Annotated in this window: 21 protein-coding genes and 1 pseudogene; 11 read left to right on the top strand and 11 right to left on the bottom strand. The window is 68.2% G+C overall.

Features of this window, described 5'->3' with window-relative positions; genetic code table 11:
• Positions 1–6 precede the first annotated feature (6 nt).
• Entirely contained in the window at positions 7–1,101 is a 1,095-nt protein-coding gene (locus FDK12_RS14205) for a polyprenyl synthetase family protein (protein ID WP_104119015.1), read from the top strand.
• A gap of 16 nt (positions 1,102–1,117) precedes the next feature.
• On the opposite strand, the gene FDK12_RS14200 is transcribed toward FDK12_RS14205, so the two are convergent.
• The 3 genes from FDK12_RS14200 to FDK12_RS14190 all read right to left on the bottom strand — a co-directional run bounded on the left by FDK12_RS14200 (position 1,118) and on the right by FDK12_RS14190 (position 2,716).
• Positions 1,118–1,594, bottom strand: coding sequence for an HIT family protein (locus tag FDK12_RS14200; RefSeq protein WP_137370165.1), 477 nt, complete (start codon positions 1,592–1,594; stop codon positions 1,118–1,120).
• Positions 1,594–2,019, bottom strand: a complete 426-nt coding sequence (locus FDK12_RS14195) for a hypothetical protein (RefSeq protein ID WP_137370164.1) — start codon at positions 2,017–2,019, stop codon at positions 1,594–1,596. The genes FDK12_RS14200 and FDK12_RS14195 overlap by 1 nt, the downstream gene beginning before the upstream one ends.
• Positions 2,020–2,080: 61 nt before the next feature.
• A complete protein-coding gene (locus FDK12_RS14190; RefSeq protein ID WP_137370163.1) occupies positions 2,081–2,716 on the bottom strand; it encodes a trimeric intracellular cation channel family protein in 636 nt (211 codons plus the stop codon).
• A 123-nt stretch (positions 2,717–2,839) separates the two neighbouring features.
• Here FDK12_RS14190 and FDK12_RS14185 point away from each other — a divergent pair, with 123 nt between their 5' ends.
• Positions 2,840–3,808 carry an alpha/beta hydrolase gene (locus tag FDK12_RS14185; protein WP_137370162.1) on the top strand — a complete coding sequence of 323 codons (969 nt, stop codon included), beginning with the start codon at positions 2,840–2,842 and terminating at the stop codon, positions 3,806–3,808.
• A gap of 118 nt (positions 3,809–3,926) precedes the next feature.
• Here the strand turns inward: FDK12_RS14185 and FDK12_RS14180 are convergent, their stop codons facing one another.
• The 3 genes from FDK12_RS14180 to FDK12_RS14170 are packed head-to-tail and all read right to left on the bottom strand — an operon-like array spanning position 3,927 to position 5,871.
• Positions 3,927–4,391, bottom strand: coding sequence for an ATP-binding protein (locus FDK12_RS14180; RefSeq protein ID WP_104119021.1), 465 nt, complete (start codon positions 4,389–4,391; stop codon positions 3,927–3,929).
• On the bottom strand, positions 4,384–4,716 hold the full coding sequence (locus FDK12_RS14175) for an STAS domain-containing protein (RefSeq protein WP_137370161.1): 333 nt from the start codon (positions 4,714–4,716) through the stop codon (positions 4,384–4,386). The genes FDK12_RS14180 and FDK12_RS14175 overlap by 8 nt, the downstream gene beginning before the upstream one ends.
• A 54-nt stretch (positions 4,717–4,770) precedes the next feature.
• Positions 4,771–5,871, bottom strand: coding sequence for a SpoIIE family protein phosphatase (locus FDK12_RS14170; RefSeq protein ID WP_137370160.1), 1,101 nt, complete (start codon positions 5,869–5,871; stop codon positions 4,771–4,773).
• 230 nt (positions 5,872–6,101) lie between these two features.
• On the opposite strand from FDK12_RS14170, the gene FDK12_RS14165 reads away from it, so the two are divergent.
• Positions 6,102–7,784 carry a sensor histidine kinase gene (locus tag FDK12_RS14165; RefSeq protein ID WP_137370159.1) on the top strand — a complete coding sequence of 561 codons (1,683 nt, stop codon included), beginning with the start codon at positions 6,102–6,104 and terminating at the stop codon, positions 7,782–7,784.
• 121 nt (positions 7,785–7,905) lie between these two features.
• On the opposite strand, the gene FDK12_RS14160 is transcribed toward FDK12_RS14165, so the two are convergent.
• Both FDK12_RS14160 and FDK12_RS14155 read right to left on the bottom strand, forming a co-directional pair.
• On the bottom strand, positions 7,906–9,150 hold the full coding sequence (locus tag FDK12_RS14160; RefSeq protein ID WP_137370158.1) for a GAF domain-containing sensor histidine kinase: 1,245 nt from the start codon (positions 9,148–9,150) through the stop codon (positions 7,906–7,908).
• 127 nt (positions 9,151–9,277) lie between these two features.
• Positions 9,278–10,729 carry a PucR family transcriptional regulator gene (locus FDK12_RS14155; RefSeq protein ID WP_137370157.1) on the bottom strand — a complete coding sequence of 484 codons (1,452 nt, stop codon included), beginning with the start codon at positions 10,727–10,729 and terminating at the stop codon, positions 9,278–9,280.
• A 159-nt stretch (positions 10,730–10,888) separates the two neighbouring features.
• Here FDK12_RS14155 and FDK12_RS14150 point away from each other — a divergent pair, with 159 nt between their 5' ends.
• Positions 10,889–12,319, top strand: a complete 1,431-nt coding sequence (locus FDK12_RS14150; RefSeq protein WP_137370156.1) for a gamma-aminobutyraldehyde dehydrogenase — start codon at positions 10,889–10,891, stop codon at positions 12,317–12,319.
• A 28-nt stretch (positions 12,320–12,347) separates the two neighbouring features.
• A complete protein-coding gene (gene gabT, locus FDK12_RS14145; protein WP_137370155.1) occupies positions 12,348–13,736 on the top strand; it encodes a 4-aminobutyrate--2-oxoglutarate transaminase in 1,389 nt (462 codons plus the stop codon).
• Positions 13,737–13,804: 68 nt separating this feature from the next.
• Here gabT and FDK12_RS14140 read toward each other — a convergent pair whose 3' ends face one another.
• Positions 13,805–14,407, bottom strand: coding sequence for a GNAT family N-acetyltransferase (locus FDK12_RS14140; RefSeq protein WP_137370154.1), 603 nt, complete (start codon positions 14,405–14,407; stop codon positions 13,805–13,807).
• A 98-nt stretch (positions 14,408–14,505) separates the two neighbouring features.
• Positions 14,506–15,222, bottom strand: coding sequence for a TetR/AcrR family transcriptional regulator (locus FDK12_RS14135; RefSeq protein ID WP_137370153.1), 717 nt, complete (start codon positions 15,220–15,222; stop codon positions 14,506–14,508).
• 136 nt (positions 15,223–15,358) lie between these two features.
• Here FDK12_RS14135 and FDK12_RS14130 point away from each other — a divergent pair, with 136 nt between their 5' ends.
• From FDK12_RS14130 to FDK12_RS14110, 5 genes are all read left to right on the top strand, one after another.
• Positions 15,359–16,771: a flavin monoamine oxidase family protein gene (locus FDK12_RS14130; RefSeq protein ID WP_137370152.1), complete on the top strand. Its 1,413-nt coding sequence runs from the start codon at positions 15,359–15,361 to the stop codon at positions 16,769–16,771.
• A complete protein-coding gene (locus FDK12_RS14125; RefSeq protein WP_317616742.1) occupies positions 16,768–17,667 on the top strand; it encodes a universal stress protein in 900 nt (299 codons plus the stop codon). Before FDK12_RS14130 ends, FDK12_RS14125 begins: the two co-directional genes overlap by 4 nt.
• Positions 17,664–19,187 carry an APC family permease gene (locus tag FDK12_RS14120; RefSeq protein WP_137370151.1) on the top strand — a complete coding sequence of 508 codons (1,524 nt, stop codon included), beginning with the start codon at positions 17,664–17,666 and terminating at the stop codon, positions 19,185–19,187. Before FDK12_RS14125 ends, FDK12_RS14120 begins: the two co-directional genes overlap by 4 nt.
• 78 nt (positions 19,188–19,265) lie before the next feature.
• Positions 19,266–20,108, top strand: coding sequence for a universal stress protein (locus tag FDK12_RS14115; RefSeq protein ID WP_137370150.1), 843 nt, complete (start codon positions 19,266–19,268; stop codon positions 20,106–20,108).
• A gap of 99 nt (positions 20,109–20,207) precedes the next feature.
• The gene (locus FDK12_RS14110; RefSeq protein ID WP_189636356.1) at positions 20,208–20,729 is read left to right on the top strand and encodes a MarR family winged helix-turn-helix transcriptional regulator; all 522 of its coding nucleotides are present in this window, start codon (positions 20,208–20,210) and stop codon (positions 20,727–20,729) included.
• Here the strand turns inward: FDK12_RS14110 and rarD are convergent.
• Positions 20,716–21,678: an EamA family transporter RarD gene (rarD, locus tag FDK12_RS14105; RefSeq protein ID WP_223263299.1), complete on the bottom strand. Its 963-nt coding sequence runs from the start codon at positions 21,676–21,678 to the stop codon at positions 20,716–20,718. The genes FDK12_RS14110 and rarD overlap by 14 nt on opposite strands.
• 226 nt (positions 21,679–21,904) lie before the next feature.
• On the opposite strand from rarD, the pseudogene FDK12_RS14100 reads away from it, so the two are divergent.
• Positions 21,905–22,265: pseudogene (locus FDK12_RS14100) on the top strand (pyridine nucleotide-disulfide oxidoreductase); the annotation flags it as partial.

Raw genomic sequence — 22,265 nt, 5'->3', positions numbered from 1 at the left:
TAGACCGTGACACAATCCTTCAACTCCGGGTGGACCAGCGTGGGCGTAGACACCGCGCTGGACACGGCAGATATCGCGGACGGCGCCGATGCCCTGCGTCTGCCACCCGGTTTCGCCCTCATCGCCGAGGACCCGGACCTGGGACCCTCCGTCTCGTCGTGCCTCGCGGAGGTCGAGAAGCAGCTCCGCGGAGCCATCGCGAACTCGGATCCGCTCGCCGACGCCACGAGCCGGCACCTCGTGGAGGCCGGCGGCAAGCGCATCCGCCCCCTGCTCACGATCCTCGCGTCGCACCTCGGCAACCCGGCCCGCACCAAGGTCGTGCAGGCCGCCGTCGTCGTCGAGCTGACGCACCTCGCCACGCTGTACCACGACGACGTCATGGACTCCGCACCCTACCGCCGTGGCGCTCCTACCGCCCACGAGGTCTGGGGCAACTCCGTCGCGATCCTCACCGGCGACCTCATCTTCGCCCGCGCATCCATCCTCGTGTCCGAGCTCGGCGGGGAGGCCCTCGGTATCCAGGCCCGCACCTTCGAGCGGCTCTGCCTGGGCCAGCTGCACGAGACCGTCGGTCCCCGCGACGGCCAGGACGACCTCGAGCACTACCTCTCCGTCATCGCCGACAAGACGGGCTCCCTCGTGGCCGCCTCCGGTCAGCTCGGTGCGATCTTCGCGGACACGCCGCCTGAGGTCGTGGACATCATGGTCTCCTACGGCGAGAAGGTCGGCGTCGCCTTCCAGCTGGCCGACGACGTCATCGACGTCACCGGCCTGAAGGTGAAGTCGGGCAAGGCTCCCGGCACCGACCTGCGTGAGGGCGTGCCCACCCTGCCCGTCATCCTGCTGCGCCGTGCCGCGGCCGCGGGCGATGCCTCCGCAGCGGACGTCATAGCGCTCGTGGACGGGGACCTCTCCTCCGACGAGGCGCTTGCCGAGGCCGTCGCCGCCGTGCGGTCCCACCCCCAGACACAGGAGGCCTGGGCCGTCGCCCAGCAGTGGGCGGACGACGCTGTCGCCGCTCTGGATCCGCTGCCGGACAGTGTGGTCAAGCAGGCACTGGCGAGCTTCGCGCAGGCAGTGGTCAGCCGGGACGTGTAGTCCTCGTGCCGGTGGTCTACCGGCTGGGAAGGTGTGCCCGCAGCTCGTCCGCCTTGCGTGCCCTGATCTCCGGGTCCACGATGGGCCGCTTCGGGGTGAAGTAGAAGCCGTCGTCGTGCCATCGGGGCAGGACATGCTGGTGGTAGTGCCACACGTGCTGGCTGCCTGCGGGCTCGTTGTGCTGCCGGGTCGAGACGCCGTCGGGCTCCCATGCCCGCTTGATCGCGATGGCGACGTCCCGGGTCAACGTCATGATGCGGGCGGCGACGTCGTCGGGCAGTTCGTAGAGCAGTTCGACGTGCTCGCGGGGCGTGATCAGCACGTGGCCGGGGTTCGGTTCGAAGCCGTGGGAAGCGATGAACGCGAGCACGAGGTCGTCGGAGTAGATGAGGTCGCCCGGCCGGCACAGGTTCCCGGGGTTGCTGAAGTCGCCGCGCGCCAGGTCGCAGAACGGGCACCGGTAACCCTCGGGTGCATGGTGGACGAAATCCATCAGTCCTCCTCGTCCTCCTCGAACACCCACTCGAACAGGTCGAGCACGTACTCGCTGAAGGTGCCCTCCTCGCTCTGCCACTCCCCACGGGCATTGTTGCGCCGCCAGACGATGGGATCGGGAACGTTCAGCTGATCGGCGCGCATCCCCCAGGTGTACTGCTCCTCCTCGTCCTCGAGGAACAGGAGGAAGCCGTCCTCCATCTCGAGCTCGTCGGGGTCCCAGAAGAAGTGGAACGCCTCCATGATGTCCTCGGTGGCTCCGACGGCCCGGTAGAACTCGCGCAGGGCCAGCGGCAGCTCGAAGTCCTTGCCCTCGAGCATCTCGGCGAGTTCTTCCTCGGAGAGGCCGTCCTCCTCGACCCACTCGTCCTCGAAGTACTGGGGAACCAGGGCGCGGAATTTGTCGGAAAACAGCTCAGTCACAAGTACTCCAGGAGTGGTGGCGGGGATGCTCCCATCCTAGCCGCCGCACTGCGGGCCCGGGCTACCGTCGAGCGGTCCAGGTCCTCGCCGCAAGCGGCGCGTGCCACCCGTAGCGCCACGCGAGCACGCGCAGGGAGAACACGAGCGACGCCGCCAGCGTGCCCGTGATGAGCGTGAAGGTGCCCGTCAGGTAGAGGACGGTGACGACGACGGCTCCGAGCATCGCCGGCAGGGCGTAGATGTCGCGCGGGTCGAAGAGCTGCGGGATCTCGTTGGCGACGACGTCGCGCAGCAGGCCACCACCGACCGCTGTGGTGACCCCCAGCAGGGCGGCGGACACCGGGTTCAGCCCGACGTCGAGCGCCTTCACCGTGCCGGTGATGCAGAACAGGGCCAGTCCGGCCGCATCGAAGATCACCAGGACGCGCTTTACGCGTTCGACGCCGGAGAAGACGAAGTAAACCAGTACTGTCGCCAGGAGCGGAGGCAGGAGGTAGGCGGGATTCGTGAAGGCCGCCGGCGCGACGTCGATGATGAGGTCGCGCGCTACTCCGCCGCCCAGCGACGCGAGGGATGCCAGGAGCAGGGACCCCACGATGTCGAAGCCCTTGCGCGCCGCCAGCAGTGAGCCGGACACGGCGAAGAAGAACACGCCGAGGAGGTCGGCGGCGAGGGCGATGTGCGAAGCGGTATCCATCTCTTCCTTCGACGACAGGCTGGTGACGCGGGGCCACCAGCCGTCCGGCGGCCGGCGGCGTCAGGGCCCTGACCAGCATGACAGAGGCGGCACGGCCGCCGTGCCCGGCGTTAGGCTGGGCCCATGACGAGCGGGCACCCAGTGGGCAGTGGGACGGTAGAACCGAGTGCGAACGACGGCTCGCGCGCCATGCGCCTCGCGGCTCGGTTGATCGCACTCCTACCCACCAAGAGGAATCTGAGCGGCACCGACTGGGTGAACTCGAAGTACCCGGGACGTACGTACCCCGCGATGGCATCGATCCCGTGGACGTTCAGGCAGACCCACACGATCCAGGAGAGGCGGATCGATGGAGTGCGAACGATCACCGTCCGTCCCCTGCTCGGCGCCAGCCGCTCGCACATCGTCTATACGCACGGCGGAACCTACATCAACGAGCTCGGACGCCCGCACTGGTGGATCATCGCCGAGCTGACGAAGCGGACCGGAGCGGCCGTTACCGTGCCGCTCTACCGCCTGGCGCCGGAAAGCACCTACCGCGAGGCCTTCCCTTACCTGGTGTCCGTCTACCGCGATGTGCTCCGTACGGCCGACCCCGAGGACGTGACGCTCATGGGGGATTCCGCCGGGGGAGGGCTGGCCATCGCCCAGTCCTGGGCCTTCCGTGATGCGGGACTTCCTGCGCCGGGCCGCGTCGTCGCGTTCTCGCCCTGGCTCGACGTGACGGCGGCGAATCCCGCCATCCCGAAGTACGACGCCGTCGATCCGATGCTCTCCGTGGCGGGAGGGGTGCAGGCCGGGCTCTGGTGGGCCGGCGGCGACGACCCGAGGAATCCGTTGATGAGCCCCGCCTGCGCACCGGAGGAGATGCTGGCCACCGTGCCCCCCACGAGGATCTACCAGGGCACGCGCGACGTGTGCATGGCGGATGCCGTGGTGTTCCGGGACCGGGCCGTGGCGGCGGGCGCGGATGTGACCCTGGCTGTGTACCCCGGCGGGTTCCACGTGTTCCCGGCCTTTCCACGCCTGCCGGAGTCCAGGCGTGTCTACACGGACATCGCCGCATTCCTCGGCCGGCCGTCACTGCCCTGACAGGCCCGCTGTCCGGGAGGCCGAGCGGATACCGGCCGGGTCCGCCTCGGTAGCGGAACGACTCGGCGGCGGGCGCTCGCCGACCTGCCCGGCCCTGCGCGCGGGGGCGGACGTGACGTCAGTTCGCCGGGTCGGAGTCCCGGGAGAGCACCCACACGTTGGTGTCACCCTGCCGCTCGACCGTCACCGTGGTGACGAGGGCCCGGATCATCGAGAGCCCTCGGCCGGATTCGTCGTAGTCTTCGAGCAGTGCGTCCTCGTCGAGCGGCGCCGACGCTGCGGTTCCCTGGACATCCGGTGCCGGATCATGTGCCGCTGCCCCGATCTCGCTGATGACCGCGCGAAGGCGCCCGGTCTCCACTGTGAGCTCGACGCCGAGGAGCAGTTCCGCGCCTTCTGACGGCACACCGTGCTGGACGACATTGCTCGCGGCCTCGATCACCGCCGTCGTGAAGGCCATCTGGTCGAGCTCCGGCACGAAAGCCGCGTCGATCCACAGCTGATCGAGGAGGCCGTGCAGGTTCTCGATGGCCTGGTCGCTCGCCGGCTCTTCGAGAGTGCGCCTGGCGAGGATGTCAGTCATTGCGGAAGGCTTCCTCGGGTGTCGCGTGCGGCGTCAGCACCCGGTGCATGCTCGTGAGCTCGAGCACCATCTTGACCTGCGGCTGGACGGCCGCGATGCGGAGATCGCCGCCGGACTGCCGCGCCAGCTTCAGGCACCCGATGAGCGCTCCGAGCCCCGACGAATCCATGAAGCTCGTGTCCGCGAGGTTGACGACGATCCGCTTGCCGCCCGAGGCCACGACGCCGTTAATGACCTCGCGCAGCTTCGGCGCCGCCACCATGTTGAGGCGGCCGGTGGCCGCTACCTCGGTGTAGCGCCCCATGTCAGTTGTGGTGAATTCCATGTGTACTTCCCCTTAACGATTGCTGTGTGCCGGTGCCCGTCCAGGTGCCGCCGCTCATTCGTGCGAGCGCCGGAGGATGACCACGGTGACGTCGTCGGCCACCTCGGGAACGTCTGCGAGGTCGAGCAGGACCGCGCAGGCGTCCTCGGCGCTGGTGGCGGCGGTGACGACGGCGCCCACCGCCTCCGTGAACTGGTCGACCGTCTCGTAGATGTCCAGCAGGCCGTCGCTCACGATGGCGAGCGAATCGCCCGGTCCGAGATGCGTCGTCTCCGCCGACCACGCCTGGTCGGGCCAGGCCCCGACGGGTGGTCCGGCCGAGGGGAGCCGTGTGACGCTCCCGTCCGTTGCCACGTGCAGCGCCAGGCCGTGGCCGGCGTCGACATAGCCCACGGCGCCGGTAGCGGCATCGAGGCGGCCGTGGAAGAGCGTGACGAAGGAGCTGGTCTGCTCGAGGTCGGCTTCCGTGGCGCGCGCCGCCGTCGCGAAAGCGGTCTCGATACTCGGCTGCACTGCGACGGAGCGCATGATGGCGCGGACCGTGGCTGCGATCAGGGCGGCGCCCATTCCCTTGCCCATCGCGTCCGCGACCGTCAGGTGCAGCCCGTCCGGCGTGGCGTACCAGTCGTAGAAATCGCCTCCGACGCTCCGGGACGGGCGGAATCGCCCCGCCAGCTCGTAGTCCTGGATGCTCAATTTCTCCCGGGGCAGGAGGTTCCGCTGCACCTCGGCGGCTCGCTGTCGCTCGTCCGCGTTGGCGACGTCGACGGCGGCCTGACGGCTCTGCCGACGAAAGAGGGAGTTGATGCGGGCGACGAGCTCGCGTGGGCTGAAGGGCTTGCTGATGTAGTCGTCGGCGCCCGTCTCGAGGCCGGTCAGGCGCTCGATCTCGTCGGTACGTGCCGTGATCATCAGGATGTAGGCGTCGGAGAAGGTACGGACTTCCCTGCACACCTCGACGCCGTCGCCATCGGGCAGGTTGAGGTCGAGCGTGATGAGGTCAGCGCCCGCGCGGGCCTTGTCGAGTCCTTCTCGTGCGGTGGCGGCTTCGGTGACCTCGAAACCCTCGCGCTTCAGGATCTGCGCCAGCAAACCCCGAATGTCGACGTCGTCCTCGATAACCAGGGCACGGCGGATGTCCGGGGCGGCAGTCATGATCCTCATTAAACGCTACGGCGCACGACTCGTGGGCCGCGGAGCAAATCTTCGCCCCGGTCACCGGTTTGTTGCGGCGAACTTGATGAAGTCTTGAGCCAGCAGGACTGTCGTGACCGCTCAAATCGAGGGTTCGCCGCGCTAACCTGTGGGGGCCGGCGCGCGAGGCCCGTCTGCCTCGTCGTGCAGTGACGGGAGAGCTCGATGATGCAGAGGGGGAACGGCCGGCAATGGACAAGGTACTTTCCTACCTGACCCTCAATACGAGGCAGTTCCACGAGTTGAGCCTGCGGGCCCGGGTCGTGCTGAGTCAGCTGCCCCTCTCGATGACGGTCCTGCTGATCCTGGCGGGAGGGCTTCTCTTTCATCCCGACCTCTTCGAGAGTCAGGCCTTTCTGGTCGGAGTGGGGCTGCAGGCCCTTCTCCTCGCCGTCTGCGTGCTGGTCCCCTGGGATCGGCTTCCCTACGCGAGCTTCCTGGTCATTCCGCTGCTCGATTTCATTCCCATCGGGTTCATGCGCCACGGCGCCGGCACCATCATCACCGGGGTCGGCCTGCTCGCCGTCTTCCCCGTCATCTGGCTGGCTGCTTCCGGGCTCTTCCCCAGGGCCGCTCTCGCCGCGGGGTTCCTCGCATCCCTCGGCATCGTCTGGGTGCCGGTGTTCGTCACGGACGACGCGATCACCTCGCAGTCCCTGACCCAATCCGTCCTGCTGCCGTTCATCATGTTCGCGATCGGTATGACCATTCGCGTGATGACGGCCAGCATGATGGCCCAGCAGGAGGTCGTGGAGACGAAGGACCGCGCCCTGCAGGCTCTCCTCGAGGAGTCCGCGCGCCGTGAGCGCCTGCTGGATACCGTGGTGAACAGTGTCGACATCGGCTTGATCGCGCTGGACGAGACCGGCCGGCAGGTGCTCGCGAACCGGAAGCTCGAGCAGTTCAAGGCGATCGCCGGCGGAACCAGGGAGACGGCCGAGGCGGACCTGCAGGTCTTCCAGCAGGACGGCAGGTCCCCCCTTCCCGAGGTGCGCCGTCCGACGCGTCGGGCGGCGGAGGGGCAGGTGTTCTCCGACTACCTCCTGTGGTGGGGCGAGCGGCCGAACCAGCGGGTCCTGTCGACCTCGTCGCGGCTGCTGCTGAACCAGTCCGGCGCCCGCGAGGGGTCGGTCGTGACGTTCAATGACGTGACCGAGCTCGTGACAGCCCTCAACGCGAAGGACGAGTTCGTGGCCACGGTGTCGCACGAACTGAGGACGCCGCTCACCGCGATCCGGGGGTACCTGGAGTTGCTGACCAGCATGCCGGACCTCGAGCCGGACGTCGCCTCGGGCCTCGAGGTGGTCTCCCGCAACTCGGAGCGTCTGCACAAGCTCGTGGTGGACCTGCTGTCCACGGCTGAGGGGTCACCGGAGATATCGGTCAGACCCACGGACTTCTCCGCCCTTGTCACCGAGCGCGTCTCGGCTGCGCAGGAGCGCAATACCAATCCGCTGGTGCGTTTCGAGGTCCATGCCGAACCGGATCTCGTGGCGATGGCCGATGCTCCCCGTGTCAGTCAGGTGCTGGACAACCTGCTGTCGAACGCCGTCAAGTACTCCCCGGGCGGTGGCCGCGTGTCGGTGCATGCTGCGGAGGTCGACGGCGAGGTCGAGTGCAGCGTGACGGATGAAGGCAGCGGGATGTCGGCGGAGGAACTCCGCGGGGTCTTCTCCAAGTTCTTCCGCACTTCGGCGGCCCGTAATGCTGCCATCCCCGGCGTCGGGCTCGGACTCGCGCTCTCGAAAGCCATCGTGGAGCGCCACGGCGGAACGATCACGTGCCGCAGCGTCGAAGGGCAGGGGTCGACCTTCACCTTCCGGCTGCCGCTCGCCCACGCCGACCAGCAGCAGTTGCAGCCGCAGGAGCCTTAGGACCCTCCCGGGGCCGCACCGGGCTGGGGCGAAGCAGCACGACGCCGAGGCATGGGGTGGTCGTCCGAGCCGGACGTTGGGTGAAGCACGCGGCGGTCGATGCGACGGCCGGGCCGACACGTCAGGCTGCCGGCCCCAGGTCCACCGTCACCGTGGTGCCGCCACCCGGCGTCTCCGTGATGCTGATCGATCCCTCGTGTGCTGCCGCGATGCGCGCGCAGGTGGCGAGTCCGATTCCGCTGCCTGCCGGATCGCCGTCACGCTGCAGCCTGACCAGCGGCTCGAGGACACGGCGCCGGTCCGCAGGCGCGATCCCCTTGCCGTGGTCGATCACGCGGATCACCTGCCGGTCTCCGATGTCGGCGACGACCTCGATCCGCGGCGGTGTGCCGGGAGTCGAGTACTTGATGCCGTTGGACACGAGGTTCTGCAGGAGCGCGGTGACCTGCGCCTGGTCCACGTCCAGCTGCGCGTCCTGCAGGGTGACGAGGGCATCGTAGGCGCTGCTCAATGGCAGCACGTCCTGCAGGACCGCATTCATCATGGTGCTCAGGCGCACCTTCCGTCGGCTGATCGCCCCGCCGATGCGGGAGAACTCGAGGACTTCCTCGACCGTGGAGAGCATGCGGCTGGCGCTGCCCCGGATGATGCTGAAGTAGCGGGCGGCGGGACTCGAGGACTCGACGTCGCCGTCCTGTTCGCTGAGTTCGGTGTAGCCGAGGATCGCCGTCAGCGGGTTCTTCAGGTCGTGGCTGACCCGCGCGGCGAAGCTCGCCAGGTCCTCGTTGCTGCGGCGTACCACCTCGAGTGCCTCGACGAGTTGACGGGTCTTGAACTGCAGCTCCAGGACCTCGACCACCTGACGGGCGAGAATCTCGAGTCCCTCGCGCTGTTCGGGGCCGAACTCCAAACTCCGGGGGGAGAATACACAGAGGGATCCGAGGGCGTGGCCGTTCTCGGCGACGAGGGGCACGGAAGCGTAGGACCGCACGTCCGCGATCACACCGTTCACGAAGGGGTTGTCGGTGAAGCGCGGATCGACGGAGGCATCTGCCACCGCGGTGATGGACCCGGAGCGGAAGACCTTGGAGCACATCGAGTCATCCCGGGAGCAGACGGCTGCCTCCACTCCCACGGCGGCGATCTGATGCTGCTGGTCCGCCGTGATGATGTTGATGACTCCGGCGTCCATTCCGCTGACGCGGACGGCGAGCTTCACCAGGTTGAGGAGTTCCGGCGGTGTCTCGTAGTCGGGCTTCTCCACGGGCTTGCCGTCGGACTCGCCGTACGGCAGCCGGTATTCCTGCAGGACCGCCTGCCGTGCGAGTTCCTGCAGTTCCGGTTCGTCTGCCTGAAGCAGTGACATGCATACCCCTGAAGGACTGTGAGACCAGTGAGGATCCAACTATCCCATGCGCACCAGGTGCCCGCGGTGTTGCTGCCCATTCGTCACGGTCCGACGGCGGGATCGGTCACGGATGGCGGGAGGGACGTCAGCCGAGGGACCGGACCCGCAGCGCGAGGTACAGGTGCACCCGGTCGGCGGTCACCGCCGGATCGTACCCGGTCAGTGACACCACCTGCTGCAGCCGGTAGCGGACGGTGTTCCGGTGGAGGTCGAGGTCCGACGCGACGGCGGCGATCGACCCGTCGAGGTCGAGGTAACGGCGCAGTGTCGTCACGAGGCCGGCGCCGTGCGCCCGGTCGAAGGCCTCGAGCGGGGTGAGTGTCTCGGCGGCGAGGTCGGCGAGGGGCACGTCCGCGCCCGACATCAGCAGCGAGGTCAGGCTCAGCCTGTCGGCGAGGTTCAGGGCCTGGCCGCGCTGGAGCGCCTCGCGCGCCTCGAAATAGCTCCACCGTAGGCCGTTCGGCTGGGCGTAGGTGCCACCCACGCCGATGCGGGCCGTCAGGCCGGCACCGTGCAGGTAGCGGCTGAGATCAGCGGGTGCCGGGGCGGCGGCAGCCGGAAGAACCAGGACGAGCTGTTCATCGACGAGGGCTGCGGAGACCCCGTCCCACCCGTCGGGCAGCGGCAGTGTCCGCAGAGCCCTGCGCTGTCCGGACGCCACGTCCACGATCACCACGCCGTGCCGCAGCGTCGTGTCGATGCCAGAGCCGGCGAGTCTGGCGGCAGCCTCCGCTCCCGTGAGCGTGCCGCGCACCACGTCCTCGACCAGCTGTCCCGCTGCCCTCCGGGCTCCGGTCCTGTTGCGTGCCTGGTTGGTGAGCTCGACGGAGATCAGACTCTGCGCGTAGTCGACGATCGCGGCGTGCTCGTAGGGTTCGGCTATCGCGAGGGTGCAGCGGTCCTTGAGGCCGGTGGCGATGGGGAGACGGTGCCACGGTGCGGAGTCCGACGCCGGGGCCGCTCCGCGCGTGGACGCCGGGGCCGCTCCGCGCGTGGACGCGGCACCCGCGATGCGTGCTCCGTACTGGTACAGCGCGACGTCGGTGCCGAGCATCGAGGCGAGCTCCCCCAGGAGGGCCGGCAGTCCTCCTGCCCCGAGCAGCGCCGAAGCGAGGACGGCATGTCCCTCGAGAAGATTCTCGAGGCCCGCGTAGTGGTCCGCGGAGAGGGCGTCGGCGACCTTCTTGCCGATCGCGATGAAGGGGACCTCGTACGGCACGCGGAAGACCGGCAGCCCGACGTCGTCCGCCTCGGCCACCAGGCCGGCCGGGACCCTGGCGTGGGTGAGGCCCACGCCGAAACCGATGGCCATCGCTCCGGCTTCATGCACCCGGCGGACGAAGGCGCGCTGGGCCGCCCCGGCCTTGAGCCGCAGACCGGTGGTGAGGACGACCTCCGCTCCGTTGAGGAAGGGCCGGGGATCCTCCAGTTCCGTCACCGCGACCCATTGGATCGGTTGACCGGGAGGTTCGGCGGCGCCCTCGGCCGAGAGCCCGAGGGCCGGGTCGGACAACAGTTCGACGAGGGTCATGGCCATGGCTTCAGCCTAGACCAGTGCTGTGCTACTGCACCGTCGTCGCTTCCTCGTACTGTGCAGTTACATGTGGCACGGGTTACCTGCCCCCGGTACCGTCGGTTCGATACACGCGGCAGGGCCCCGTCTGCCGCGACGACATCCCATGAAAGGCACTGCAGCGTGGCTGAGACCCTTCAGAACTATATCGACGGCAAGTTCGTGACGCCGGCCGGACCAGAGCTCCTCGACATCGTGAACCCGACCAACGGGGAGGTCGTGGCGCAATCACCGGTGTCCTCACCGGCGGACGTCGACGACGCCATGCGCGTCGCCGCTCGCGCCTTCACGACCTGGAGGCGAACCACGCCGAGCCAGCGCCAACTCATGCTGCTCAAGCTTGCCGACGCCGTCGAGGGTGCGAGCGAGGAGATCGTCGAGGCACAGCACCGCAACACGGGACAGGTGCGCGAGATGATCGCCGCCGAGGAAGTAGCGGCCGGCGCGGACCAGTTGCGGTTCTTCGCTGGTGCGGCCCGGATTCTGGAGGGCAAGTCCGCCGGGGAGTATCTCGAGGGGCATACCTCCTACGTGCGCCGGGAACCGATCGGCGTCGTCGCGCAGGTGGCGCCGTGGAACTATCCGTTCCTGATGGCGATCTGGAAGATCGGCCCCGCACTCGCCGCCGGCAATACCGTCGTGCTAAAGCCGAGCGACACCACCCCGGAGTCGACCCTGGTGCTGGCGCGCCTCACGCAGGGCATCCTGCCGGACGGCGTCCTGAACGTGGTGCTCGGTACGGGCGAGACCGGTGCGGCCATGATCGAGCACCCGGTCCCGGGCCTCGTCTCCATCACGGGTTCCGTCCGCGCCGGCATCGCTGTCGCGACGAGCGCCGCGAAGGGCCTCAAGCGGGCACACCTCGAGCTCGGCGGCAAGGCTCCCGCCGTCGTCTTCGCCGACGCCGACCTCAAGCGCTCCGCGGCGGCCATCGCGGAGTTCGCCTTCTTCAACGCCGGCCAGGACTGCACCGCCATCACTCGCGTGCTGGTGCAGGAGGATGCACACGACGAGTTCGTCGCCGCGATGGTCGAGCACACCGCGACCCTGACCACGGGCAACGAGGACGACTCGAAGAACTTCTTCGGGCCCCTCAACAACATCAACCACTTCAACGCCGTCAACGCCGTCATCGACGCCCTTCCGGCCCACTGCAGCATCGCGACAGGCGGCAAACGCGCAGGCGACAAGGGCTACTTCTTCGAGCCGACGATCATCACGGGTGCACGCCAGGAGGATTCGGTGGTGCAGCAGGAGACCTTCGGTCCCATCGTCACGGTGCAGACGTTCGGCACCGAGGAGGAGGCCGTGGAGCTCGCCAACGGGGTGGACTACGCCCTGGCGTCCAGCGTCTGGACGACCGACCACGGAACCGCGATGCGTGTCTCCCGCGACCTCGATTTCGGTGCGGTGTGGATCAACACGCACATCATGCTCACCGCCGAGATGCCGCACGGCGGCTTCAAGAACTCCGGCTACGGCAAGGACCTCTCCATGTACGGCGTGGAGGACTACACCCGCATTAAGCACGTCATGAGCGTGCTGGACGCCTGAGCGTCCCGCTGACGAAAGGAACACTCCCATGACCACCTTCGCAACTACTCCCGGTGCCGTCGCACCGGGCTTCCGGCTCGAGCAGAAGCGCCGCATCAACGGCGATTTCCCCGGCCCCAAGTCCACCGAGCTGGCCGCTCGTCGGGCTGCCGTCGTGGCCAAGGGCGTCGCTTCGGGCGTCCCGGTGTACGCGGCGGACGCCGACGGCGGCATCATCCGCGACGTCGACGGGAACTCCTTCATCGACCTCGGTTCCGGCATCGCCGTCACGAGCGTCGGTGCGTCGGACCCCGCCGTCGTCAGTGCAGTCAAGGAGCAGGTGGAGCACTTCACCCACACGTGCTTCATGGTGACCCCCTACGAGGGGTACATCGCCGTCGCGGAGCAGCTCGCCGAGCTGACCCCCGGGGACTTCGAGAAGCGCACCGTCCTGTTCAACTCGGGCGCCGAAGCGGTGGAGAACGCCGTCAAGGTAGCGCGTCTGGCCACGGGCCGGAACGCCGTCGTCGCGTTCGACCACGCGTATCACGGCCGCACCAACCTCACGATGGCGCTGACGGCGAAGAGCATGCCGTACAAGACCAACTTCGGGCCGTTCGCGCCCGAGATCTACCGCGTGCCGATGAGCTACCCCTTCCGCGAGGAGAACCCCGCGATCACGGGGCCGGAAGCGGCACAGCGGGCCATCACGATGATCGAGAAGCAGATCGGGGCCGAGTCCGTCGCCGCGATCATCATCGAGCCCATCCAGGGCGAGGGCGGGTTCATCGTTCCTGCGGAGGGATTCCTGCCCGCGCTGGCGGAGTGGGCCACGGCGAACGGCGTCGTGTTCATCGCGGACGAAGTCCAGTCCGGCTTCTGCCGTACGGGCGAATGGTTCGCCGTGAACCACGAAGGTGTGGTGCCCGACATCATCACCATGGCGAAGGGGATCGCGGGAGGCATGCCGCTCTCGGCCATCACGGGCCGCGCGGATCTGCTCGACGCCGTGCATGCCGGTGGGCTGGGCGGCACCTATGGCGGCAATCCGGTGGCGTGCGCGGCGGCACTCGGAGCGATCTCGACCATGAGGGAGCAGGACCTCGCCGGCCGCGCGCGGAGCATCGAGGCTCAGGTCACCGAGCGCTTCGCGACGCTGCAGTCGGAGTTGGGCGAGCAGAGCATCATCGGCGAACTCCGCGGTCGCGGTGGGATGCTGGCGATCGAGTTCGTCGAGCCGGGTGGCAAGACGCCCAACGCCGACGCGACCAAGGCCATCGCCACCCAGTGCCTGCGCGAGGGTGTCATCATCCTGACATGTGGCACGTACGGCAACGTGATCCGGCTGTTGCCGCCGCTCGTCATCACCGACGAACTGCTGGCGGACGGGCTCGACGTGCTCGAGCGCGCGATCCGCTCGGCCGGCGTCGGCTCGTAGCCGACCACGTTCAGAAGACGAAGGAGGCCCCGCAGCACTGCTGCGGGGCCTCCTTCGTCCTGGTGCGATCAGCCGACCGGGATGAGTGCCCGGAACTGCGGGTGCTCGGTCAGGAAAGCCTGTACGTGCCGGCAGTAGGGGATCGGAGCCAGGCGACGGCGATGCGCGCTCAGGAGTGCCTGCCGCACCAGGACGGGCTCGAGGCCGGACTGGCGGTAGGCGGGACCGACGACGGTCTCCAGGAGACGGATTCGTCCGGCACGCATGTCGTACTTCACGTAGCCGACCATGGTGCCGTCATGGAAGAGCTCGAACCGCGAACTCACGGGGTTGTCCCGGAACTTCTCACGCAGGTTCTCGCTCTCGGTGCGCTCGGCGGCGCGGGCTTCCCGATGTGCGAGTAGCTCGACCACTGCTTCGTAGTCTTCCCGGGCGCCGAACGGCGGGAAATCGGCGTCCAGAACCCGGTAGAGCTGATTGGCCAGGATCCGGAGCTCTCGGGTGGTCGCCGTGGAGAGATCGCTCGGAACATCGGGCATCTCGGGGCTCGGGAGCGTCGATGCCTCCGGAGCTTCGGCGAAATGAAGGGCGGCCAGATCCGACCACGCACTGTGGGTTTCGGGCTCACCGTGCTGTGAGCTCGTGGCCAGGGTTATGGGGGCAACAGACATGGCAAACCTCGAAGAATGAGAGTGTGGCGGGCCACTGCTTGACCGTTCTCGAACATTAACACTTATCTCGCGTTCCGTAAAGCTAGGACAATTAGCAATCAGTAGGGTGACCGGAAGGCGGCGGCGTCGTTGTCAGGAGAATGAGCCGCGAGTTGCTGATGCAGTCCGGCGATCATGCCGTCCAGCCCTGCCCGGAAGGCGGCGTCCGCAGCGCTCTCCGCACCCGCGGAATCGGTGGCACTCCGGACCGCCGACGTGAAGATCGGGAACTGGGCCGCGAGGCTACCCGAGTCGAAGATGTCGCCCGGAGCGGCGACATCGAGCGCGGAGCCGTAGATGAAGGACTCGAGTGCCACGATCGCCGGAACGATCCGGTGCTCCGGCCAGCCGGCGCGGAGGAAGCCCGCGGCGACCTCCTCGTACATGCGCAGCGTCTCCGCGGCGTCGGTCACGGGCATCACGGCGATGACCGGGACGAGGGGTGCGTGCCGCGCGAAGACCTCTCGGTAGGACCAGGCCCACTGCCTGACCGCCTCGTCCCAGGGCTCCCGGTGGAAGGCGCTGAAATCGACCATCGTCATCACGTGGTCCTGGACCCACCCGAGCACCTCCTGCTTCGACGCGGCGTGGTTGTAGAGGGCCGAGGGGGCCACGCGGAGCCTCCGTGCGAGGGCCGACATCGTGAGTCCCTCGTAGCCCTCCGCATCGATCAGCTCCAGGGCGGCATACGTGATGCGGTCCCTGGACAGGATGCTGCGCGGAGGCCGTCCGGCGCGCCGCGGCTCCGGAAATGGCTCCGGGGATGCTGGGGTCATGGATCCTGCTTCCTGTTGCGGTGGCGTTAACCCTACGGTCGTTCCCTTCCCTCACGGGGTACGCATAGCTATAGTAGGGCGAAATAATGAACGCCATTCATTTTGTGGCCTGCGCCATGCGGGCCGGGAGGAACACGTGAACACCATCGAGCGCGACGTCGTCATCATCGGAGCGGGGCCCTCGGGCCTCACTGCCGCACGCGAACTCAGGAAGGCCGGCCATACCGTCGCCGTTCTCGAGGCGCGGGAGCGCGTCGGGGGAAGGACGCACACCGACGTCATCGACGGCGCGGTCCTGGAGGTCGGCGGGCAGTGGGTGTCACCGGACCAGACCGCGCTCATCGGGCTCCTTGACGAACTGGGACTCGACACGTTCTCCCGCTATCGCGAGGGGGACTCCGTCTACATCGGCCCGGACGGGGAACCCGTCCGGTACAGCGGCGAGATGTTCCCCGTCGACGACTACACGCGTGAGGAGATGGAACGGCTCGTCGCGATCCTCGACAGGCTGGCGGCGGAGGTGGGACCGGAAGCGCCCTGGAACCACCCGGACGCGCGTGCCCTCGATACCGTCTCCTTCCACCACTGGCTGCGGCAGCAGTCCGACGACGAGGAAGCCTGCAACAACATCGGCCTCTTCGTCGCCGGCGGAATGCTCACGAAGCCGGCCCACTCCTTCTCCGCGCTCCAGGCGATCCTCATGGCAGCCACCGCGGGTTCCTTCTCCAACCTCGTCGACGAGGACTTCATCCTCGACAAGCGTGTCGTCGGCGGCATGCAGTCCGTCTCGGAGCGGATGGCGGCCGAGCTGGGCGACGACGTCGTCCTCGGGACGCCCGTCCGGACCCTGCGCTGGAGCGGGATGGACGGGCGTGACACCGTCGAGGGCGTCACCGTGGTCTCGGACACGACGACGGTGCACGCGCGCTACGCCGTCGTCGCCGTTCCGCCCAACTTGTACTCGCGCATCAGTTACAAACCCCCGCTGCCGCGGCGCCAGCACCAGATGCACCAGCACCAGTCACTGGGGCTCGTGATCAAGGTCCACGCCGTCTACGCCACCCCGTTCTGGCGCGAGGAGGGGCTCTCGGGCACAGGGTTCAGCGCTGGGTCGATCGTCCAGGAGGTGTACGACAACTCGAACCACGAGGACCCGCGCGGCACGCTGGTCGGTTTCATCTCGGACGAGAAGGCCGACGCGATGTTCGAGTTGCCACCGCACGAGCGCCGGGAACGGATCCTGGCCTCGATCGCCGGGTTCCTCGGGCCGCAGGCGCTCGAGCCCGAGGTGTACTACGAGTCCGACTGGGCGTCGGAGGAGTGGACGCGCGGAGCCTACGCCTCCAGCTACGACCTCGGTGGGCTGCACCGGTACGGGCGCGACCAGCGCACCCCGGTCGGTCCCATTCACTGGTCCTGCTCGGATATAGCGGCGGAGGGGTACCAGCACGTCGACGGCGCGATCCGCATGGGGCAGCGCACCGCGGCGGCCGTCCACCGCGCACTGGCCACCGGCCTGCAGTCCGCCGGCACCGCGACGGAGGCATGATCGTGCGCTACATCGTCGGGTACACGGCAGATGAGCGCGGGCACGACGCCGTGTGCCTCGCCGTCGCCCTCGCGCGCCGCCAGGACGCGACGCTCGACCTCGTCCTCGTCATGCCGGAGCACTCGATGTATGCCGGCACCTACCCGCCGGACAAGGGCTTCGACACCCTCCTCACGCAGCAGATGCGGGAGTGGATGGACCAGGGTCTCGCCCTCGTGCCCGACGACGTCGCGGCACGCGGCGTCGTCGTGCGCGCCGAGTCCAACGCGGAGGGCCTCATCCAGGCAGCGGAGGACACCGAGGCGTCACTCATCGTGATCGGAGCCAGCTCCCGCGGGATCGGTAGCCGCTTCAGTATCGGCAACGTCGCGCGGAGCCTGCTGCACGCCTCCCCCGTACCGGTGGCGCTCGCTCCGAGGTCCTACCGCCGCACGGATCCCGTCACGCGGCTCACCTGCGCCGTCGGGCGCCGTGCCGGGGCCGACGACGTCGTCTCCGTCGCGGTGTCGTCGGCCCAGCGGCGCGGCCTGCCGTTGCGGCTCGTGTCCCTGGTCGCGCTCGACGCGGGCCAGCCCGACGCCGGAGGAGCCGAGGACGAAGCGAACCGCCGGCTCGCGGAGGCGGCGTCGTCCCTCGCCGCGGGAGGCCGGGTAAGTGTCGAGACGGCCCGGGGCGCCTCGATCGAGGAAGCCATCGAGGCCATGGCCTGGGACGAAGGGGAAGTGCTGCTGGTCGGATCCAGCCGCCTCGCGCAGCACATGCGGATCTTCCTCGGTTCCACGGCCAACAAGATCCTGCGTACGCTGACCATCCCCATGGTCGTCGTCCCGCGTACGTACGCAACGCCCGGCACCACTTCCGGCCCGGGCTCCTTACCTCCAGAGGCGGACGCATGAGTATCGACGAGACAACACAAAGGGGAACAGGGCTCAGCAGGAAGGGCCTGGATTCCGGAACGGTCGGACTGCTCGGCGCCGTCGTGATCGGGGTGTCCTGCGTAGCCCCCGCCTACACCCTCACCGCGGCCCTCGGGCCCACCGTCGCAGAGGTCGGGGTCAACCTCCCGGCGATCTTCCTGGTGGGCTTCATCCCCATGCTGCTCGTGGCCCTCGGCTACCGCGAGTTGAACAGTGCGATGCCGGACTCCGGAACCTCCTTCACCTGGGCCACTCGTGCCTTCGGGCCCTGGGTGGGCTGGATGGGCGGGTGGGGGCTCATCGCCGCCACCGTGATCGTGCTGTCCAACCTCGCCGCGGTTGCCGTGGACTTCTTCTACCTCATGCTGTCGCAGGTCCTGAACGACCCCGCCATCGCGGACCTCACCCTGAACCTCCCGGTGAACATCGCGACGACGCTCGTGTTCATCGCGCTCGCCTGCTACGTCTCGTACCGCGGCATGGAAGCCACCAAGACGGTCCAGTACGTCCTCGTCACCTTCCAGCTCGTCGTGCTCGCGTGGTTCGCCATCGCGGCCTTCGTGCATGTCGCCAACGGCACGGCGTTCGACGCGACGGCCATCAGCGCCGACTGGTTCAATCCCTTCGCCGTCGGTTCGTTCTCCGCCTTCGCAGCCGGCGTCTCGCTGTCCATCTTCATCTACTGGGGTTGGGACGTCACCCTCACCATGAACGAGGAGACCACCAACCCCCGGAAGACGCCGGGCCGGGCGGGCGCACTGACCGTCGTCGTGATCGTGGTCATCTACCTGACCGTGGCGCTCGCGACCCTCGCCTTCGCGGGAGTGGGTGACGGCGAGCTCGGCGCGGGCAACCCGGACAACCAGGAGAGCATCTTCGCGACCCTCGCCGGTCCCGTCATGGGCCCGTTCGCCATCCTCATGTCCATGGCCGTCCTGAGCTCCTCCGCCGCGTCCCTGCAGTCCACGTTCGTGTCTCCGGCCCGTACGCTCCTCGCGATGGGCCACTACCGGGCGCTGCCGAAGGGCTACGGTCGCATCAGCCCGCAGCACAAGTCCCCGAGCTTCGCCACGTTCGCCGCGGCGATAGCCGCCGCCGGGTTCTACGTGTTCACCCGCCTGGTCTCTGAGAACGCACTCTGGGACACCATCACGGCGCTCGGCCTGATGATCTGCTTTTACTACGGCATCACTGCGCTCGCCTGCGTCTGGTACTTCCGTGCACAAGCGTTCTCGGGCGTCCGGACCATGGTCCTCCGCTTCCTCGCCCCGTTGCTGGGAGGGGTCATCCTGCTGGTCATGTTCGTCAAGACGGCCATCGACTCGATGGATCCTGCGTACGGCTCCGGGTCGGAGCTGTTCGGCGTCGGGATGGTGTTCATCCTCGGGATCGGGGTGATCCTGCTCGGGGTCGTCCTGATGCTGGTGTGGTCCCGCACCAATCCGGCGTTCTTCCGGCAGGAGGTCCTGACGCAGGGCTCTGCGGCGCCGCAGGACTGACCATTTGGTCGGGGGTGCTGCGCTAGAGTGAACCGACTGTGCGGCACCCCCGCCGTCCGCAGCCGAGAGGAGTCCGTCGTGCGCTACGTCGTTGGCTATACCGAAAATGACCGCGGGCAGGACGCCCTCGAGCTGGCCACGTCGCTGGCCCTCACGCAGTCGGCCGCCATCGATCTCGTCACGGTCCTCGACTGGCCGCAGGACGGCAGTGTCGCGCCCGGCACTCGACGCGCCCAGGAGGCGCTCGATCGAGCCAGGGAGAGCGTGCCCGACGGCGTCGAGGTCAGCACGCACCTTCGCCTCGCCGATTCCTTCGCCCAGGGGCTGCTGGAGATGGCCGACGACGTCGAGGCGGGCCTGATCGTGATCGGCGCGTCCAGCAACGGATTGCTGCGCCGCTACACGGTGGGAAGCGTCGCCAACGCCGTCCTGCACAGTTCCACCGTTCCGGTGGCTCTCGCCCCGAGGGGTTACCGCCACCGAGCCACCTTCACCCGCCTGACCTGCGCGGTCGGTACGCGCGCCGGCGCGGAGGGAGTGCTTGACGTCGCGGTCGAATCGGCTGCCCGGCGCGGCCTTCCGCTGCGCCTGATCTCGCTCGTCGCGCTCGACGTTCAGGAGGCCCCGGAGTCCGGCGAGGCCATCAACAAGGCGCACCAGCACGCGCACTCGGTGCTGGCACGCGCCGTCGAACAGCTGCCCGAGGGCCATGAGGCCTCGATCACGGTGGCACACGGCCGCACCATCGAGCAGGCCATCGACGACATCGAGTGGGACGCAGGGGAACTCGTCATCGTGGGCTCGAGCCGACTGGCCCAGCACCGCCAGATCTTCCTCGGAACGACGGCGAACAAGATGCTGCGCGCCCTGCCCGTCCCCATGGTCGTCGTCCCGAGGGACTGGGTTCGCACCCCCCGCTGATCCTCATGCTGCGGCGCTCGGATGGCCGTCGTCCCGTCATGCTGAGTAATGCTGCGGATTCCGAGTCCGCGGCGCCGCGCCCGTGCCTACTATTCGGCCATGGAAGGACACGACGGAGCCGCGGGAGGAGCTGAACGCCGGGCCGTGCTCGATCTGGTCGAGGAGGCGGCCGGCGCGATGTGCCGCAGCGAGCAGCGCGTCTGCTGGGCTCTCGCCCGCGGCATCGAATCGGACATGGAACCTGCCGCGTACAGCGTGCTGTCAGCGGTTCGCCTGGCCGGGTCCTGCCGGGTCACCGACCTGAGCGCGACTCTCGGCATGAGCAGGTCCGCCGTCAGTGGCCACGTGGCCGCCCTGCAGCGGCTCGGGCTCGTTGAGCGCGGCACCACGAGCGGCGACGAGCGGTCCCAGCCGGTCGCCCTGACGGAGGAAGGAAGGCGCCGCGTGGATCACGCGCGCGGGGCCAGGCGCAGCTACTTCCGCAGGCAATTGGAGGGGTGGAACCAGGCGGACGTCCTCGACCTCGCCGAGTTGCTCTCCCGGTTCAACGCCTCGTACCTGGGTGCCGAGGTCGCCGACGGTGCGGCACCCCCGGTTCCGGGAAACGTCAGGCGGCCGTGACCGCCGGCTCCGGTGCCTGTGCCGGCCGCGGCTGACGGCGCACGGTCCGCAGCATGTCCACGGTGAGCAGGATGAGCCCCACCCAGACGAGACTGAACCCGATCCACCGCTCGAAGGGCATCTCCTCGCCGAGGACAAGGAGCGCGAGCAGGAACTGGAGGACGGGGGCCAGGTACTGCAGGAGTCCGATAGTGGTCAGCGGAAGGCGCCGGGCGGCAGCACCGAAGAAGATCAGTGGAACGGCCGTGATGACCCCCGAGGCCGCCATGATCCAGAAGTGGCCTGCGCCCTCGGTCAGCAGGGTTGCTGCGCCTGTCGAGCCGAGCCAGAGCATGACGCCGGCTGCGATCGGAGTCAGGACCGCGGTCTCGATGCTCAGACTCGATACGGCGTCCACGCGGGAGCCGACCTTCTTCTTGACGAAGCCGTACAACCCGAAGGAGAAGGCCAGGGTGAGGGCGATCCATGGGACGGAGCCGTAGCCGACGGCCAGGACGATCACGGCGATGATCCCCATGCCGATCGCGGCCCACTGCAGGGGCCTGAGCTTCTCGCGTAGGACGATCACGCCCAGCAGCACGGAGACGATGGGATTGATGAAGTACCCCAGGGAGGCCTCGATCGCCTGTCCCGAGGTGACTCCGTAGGTGTAGACGAGCCAGTTCACGGCGATCAGCAGCCCGGCAACGGTCAGGGTTCCGACGATCTGCGGGGTGCGAAGAGCCGTGAGCACGGGCTTCCAGGACCGCAGTGCGGTCAGCAGCAGTGCGCAGAAGAGAAGCGACCAGACGACGCGGTTGGCGACGATCTCGATGGGGCTGGCAGGAACGAGGACCAGGAAGTAGAGCGGCAACAATCCCCAAAGCCCGTACGCTCCGACGCCGAAAAGGATGCCGACCGAGTTCTCGCTCCGCGCCGGACGCTTGGTCTTCCCGCCTGTTCCACTCACGACGGCGGCAACGGGGACTCGAGGCGCTTTTATTCCCGTGCCCTGATCCGCACTGCGTAACCCGCCGCTCCGCCCGCTCCCGGGCAGGAGCGTGGCTGCGGGGGAGGAGATCCCTACCACTGTTTTCGGCGGTGCCAGCCGACGGCATTTAGAATAGTAAAGCGTGCGCTTATTCCGCGCCATGCTATCCACCAGGGAGCAATTCCACCGGGAAGAGGGCTAATCAGTGTCTACCTCAGCTGCGGCACGGCCGCTGCGGGTCGCGATCATCGGGGCCGGACCGGCGGGTGTCTATGCCGCCGACATCCTGACGAAGTCGAACGAAGTACAGGGCGGCGATCTCGGCGTCAGTATCGACCTGTTCGACCAGTACCCCGCACCGTACGGGCTGATCCGCTACGGGGTCGCTCCTGACCATCCCCGGATCAAGGGCATCGTGAACGCGTTGCACAAGGTACTGGACCGTGGCGACATCCGATTCCTCGGGAACGTCAACTACGGCATGGATCTCACGCTGTCCGACTTCCGTCGTTTCTACGACGCGGTGATCTTCGCGACCGGGGCGATCAGGGACGCGGACCTGAACA

The sequence above is a fragment of the Arthrobacter sp. NamB2 genome (assembly GCF_005281365.1).
In the GTDB taxonomy this organism is placed as follows: domain Bacteria; phylum Actinomycetota; class Actinomycetes; order Actinomycetales; family Micrococcaceae; genus Arthrobacter_D.
This window is presented reverse-complemented; position numbering and strand designations above follow the sequence as displayed.

Excerpts from the sequence above, each read along its gene's own strand:
- FDK12_RS14200 (WP_137370165.1), bottom strand. The coding sequence starts at position 1,594 with ATGGATTTCGTCCACCATGCACCCGAGGGTTACCGGTGCCCGTTCTGC.
- FDK12_RS14190 (WP_137370163.1), bottom strand. The coding sequence starts at position 2,716 with ATGGATACCGCTTCGCACATCGCCCTCGCCGCCGACCTCCTCGGCGTG.
- FDK12_RS14185 (WP_137370162.1), top strand. The coding sequence starts at position 2,840 with ATGACGAGCGGGCACCCAGTGGGCAGTGGGACGGTAGAACCGAGTGCG.
- FDK12_RS14180 (WP_104119021.1), bottom strand. The coding sequence starts at position 4,391 with ATGACTGACATCCTCGCCAGGCGCACTCTCGAAGAGCCGGCGAGCGAC.
- FDK12_RS14175 (WP_137370161.1), bottom strand. The coding sequence starts at position 4,716 with ATGGAATTCACCACAACTGACATGGGGCGCTACACCGAGGTAGCGGCC.
- FDK12_RS14170 (WP_137370160.1), bottom strand. The coding sequence starts at position 5,871 with ATGACTGCCGCCCCGGACATCCGCCGTGCCCTGGTTATCGAGGACGAC.
- FDK12_RS14165 (WP_137370159.1), top strand. The coding sequence starts at position 6,102 with ATGGACAAGGTACTTTCCTACCTGACCCTCAATACGAGGCAGTTCCAC.
- FDK12_RS14160 (WP_137370158.1), bottom strand. The coding sequence starts at position 9,150 with ATGTCACTGCTTCAGGCAGACGAACCGGAACTGCAGGAACTCGCACGG.
- FDK12_RS14155 (WP_137370157.1), bottom strand. The coding sequence starts at position 10,729 with ATGGCCATGACCCTCGTCGAACTGTTGTCCGACCCGGCCCTCGGGCTC.
- gabT (WP_137370155.1), top strand. The coding sequence starts at position 12,348 with ATGACCACCTTCGCAACTACTCCCGGTGCCGTCGCACCGGGCTTCCGG.
- FDK12_RS14140 (WP_137370154.1), bottom strand. The coding sequence starts at position 14,407 with ATGTCTGTTGCCCCCATAACCCTGGCCACGAGCTCACAGCACGGTGAG.
- FDK12_RS14135 (WP_137370153.1), bottom strand. The coding sequence starts at position 15,222 with ATGACCCCAGCATCCCCGGAGCCATTTCCGGAGCCGCGGCGCGCCGGA.
- FDK12_RS14125 (WP_317616742.1), top strand. The coding sequence starts at position 16,768 with ATGATCGTGCGCTACATCGTCGGGTACACGGCAGATGAGCGCGGGCAC.
- FDK12_RS14120 (WP_137370151.1), top strand. The coding sequence starts at position 17,664 with ATGAGTATCGACGAGACAACACAAAGGGGAACAGGGCTCAGCAGGAAG.
- FDK12_RS14110 (WP_189636356.1), top strand. The coding sequence starts at position 20,208 with ATGGAAGGACACGACGGAGCCGCGGGAGGAGCTGAACGCCGGGCCGTG.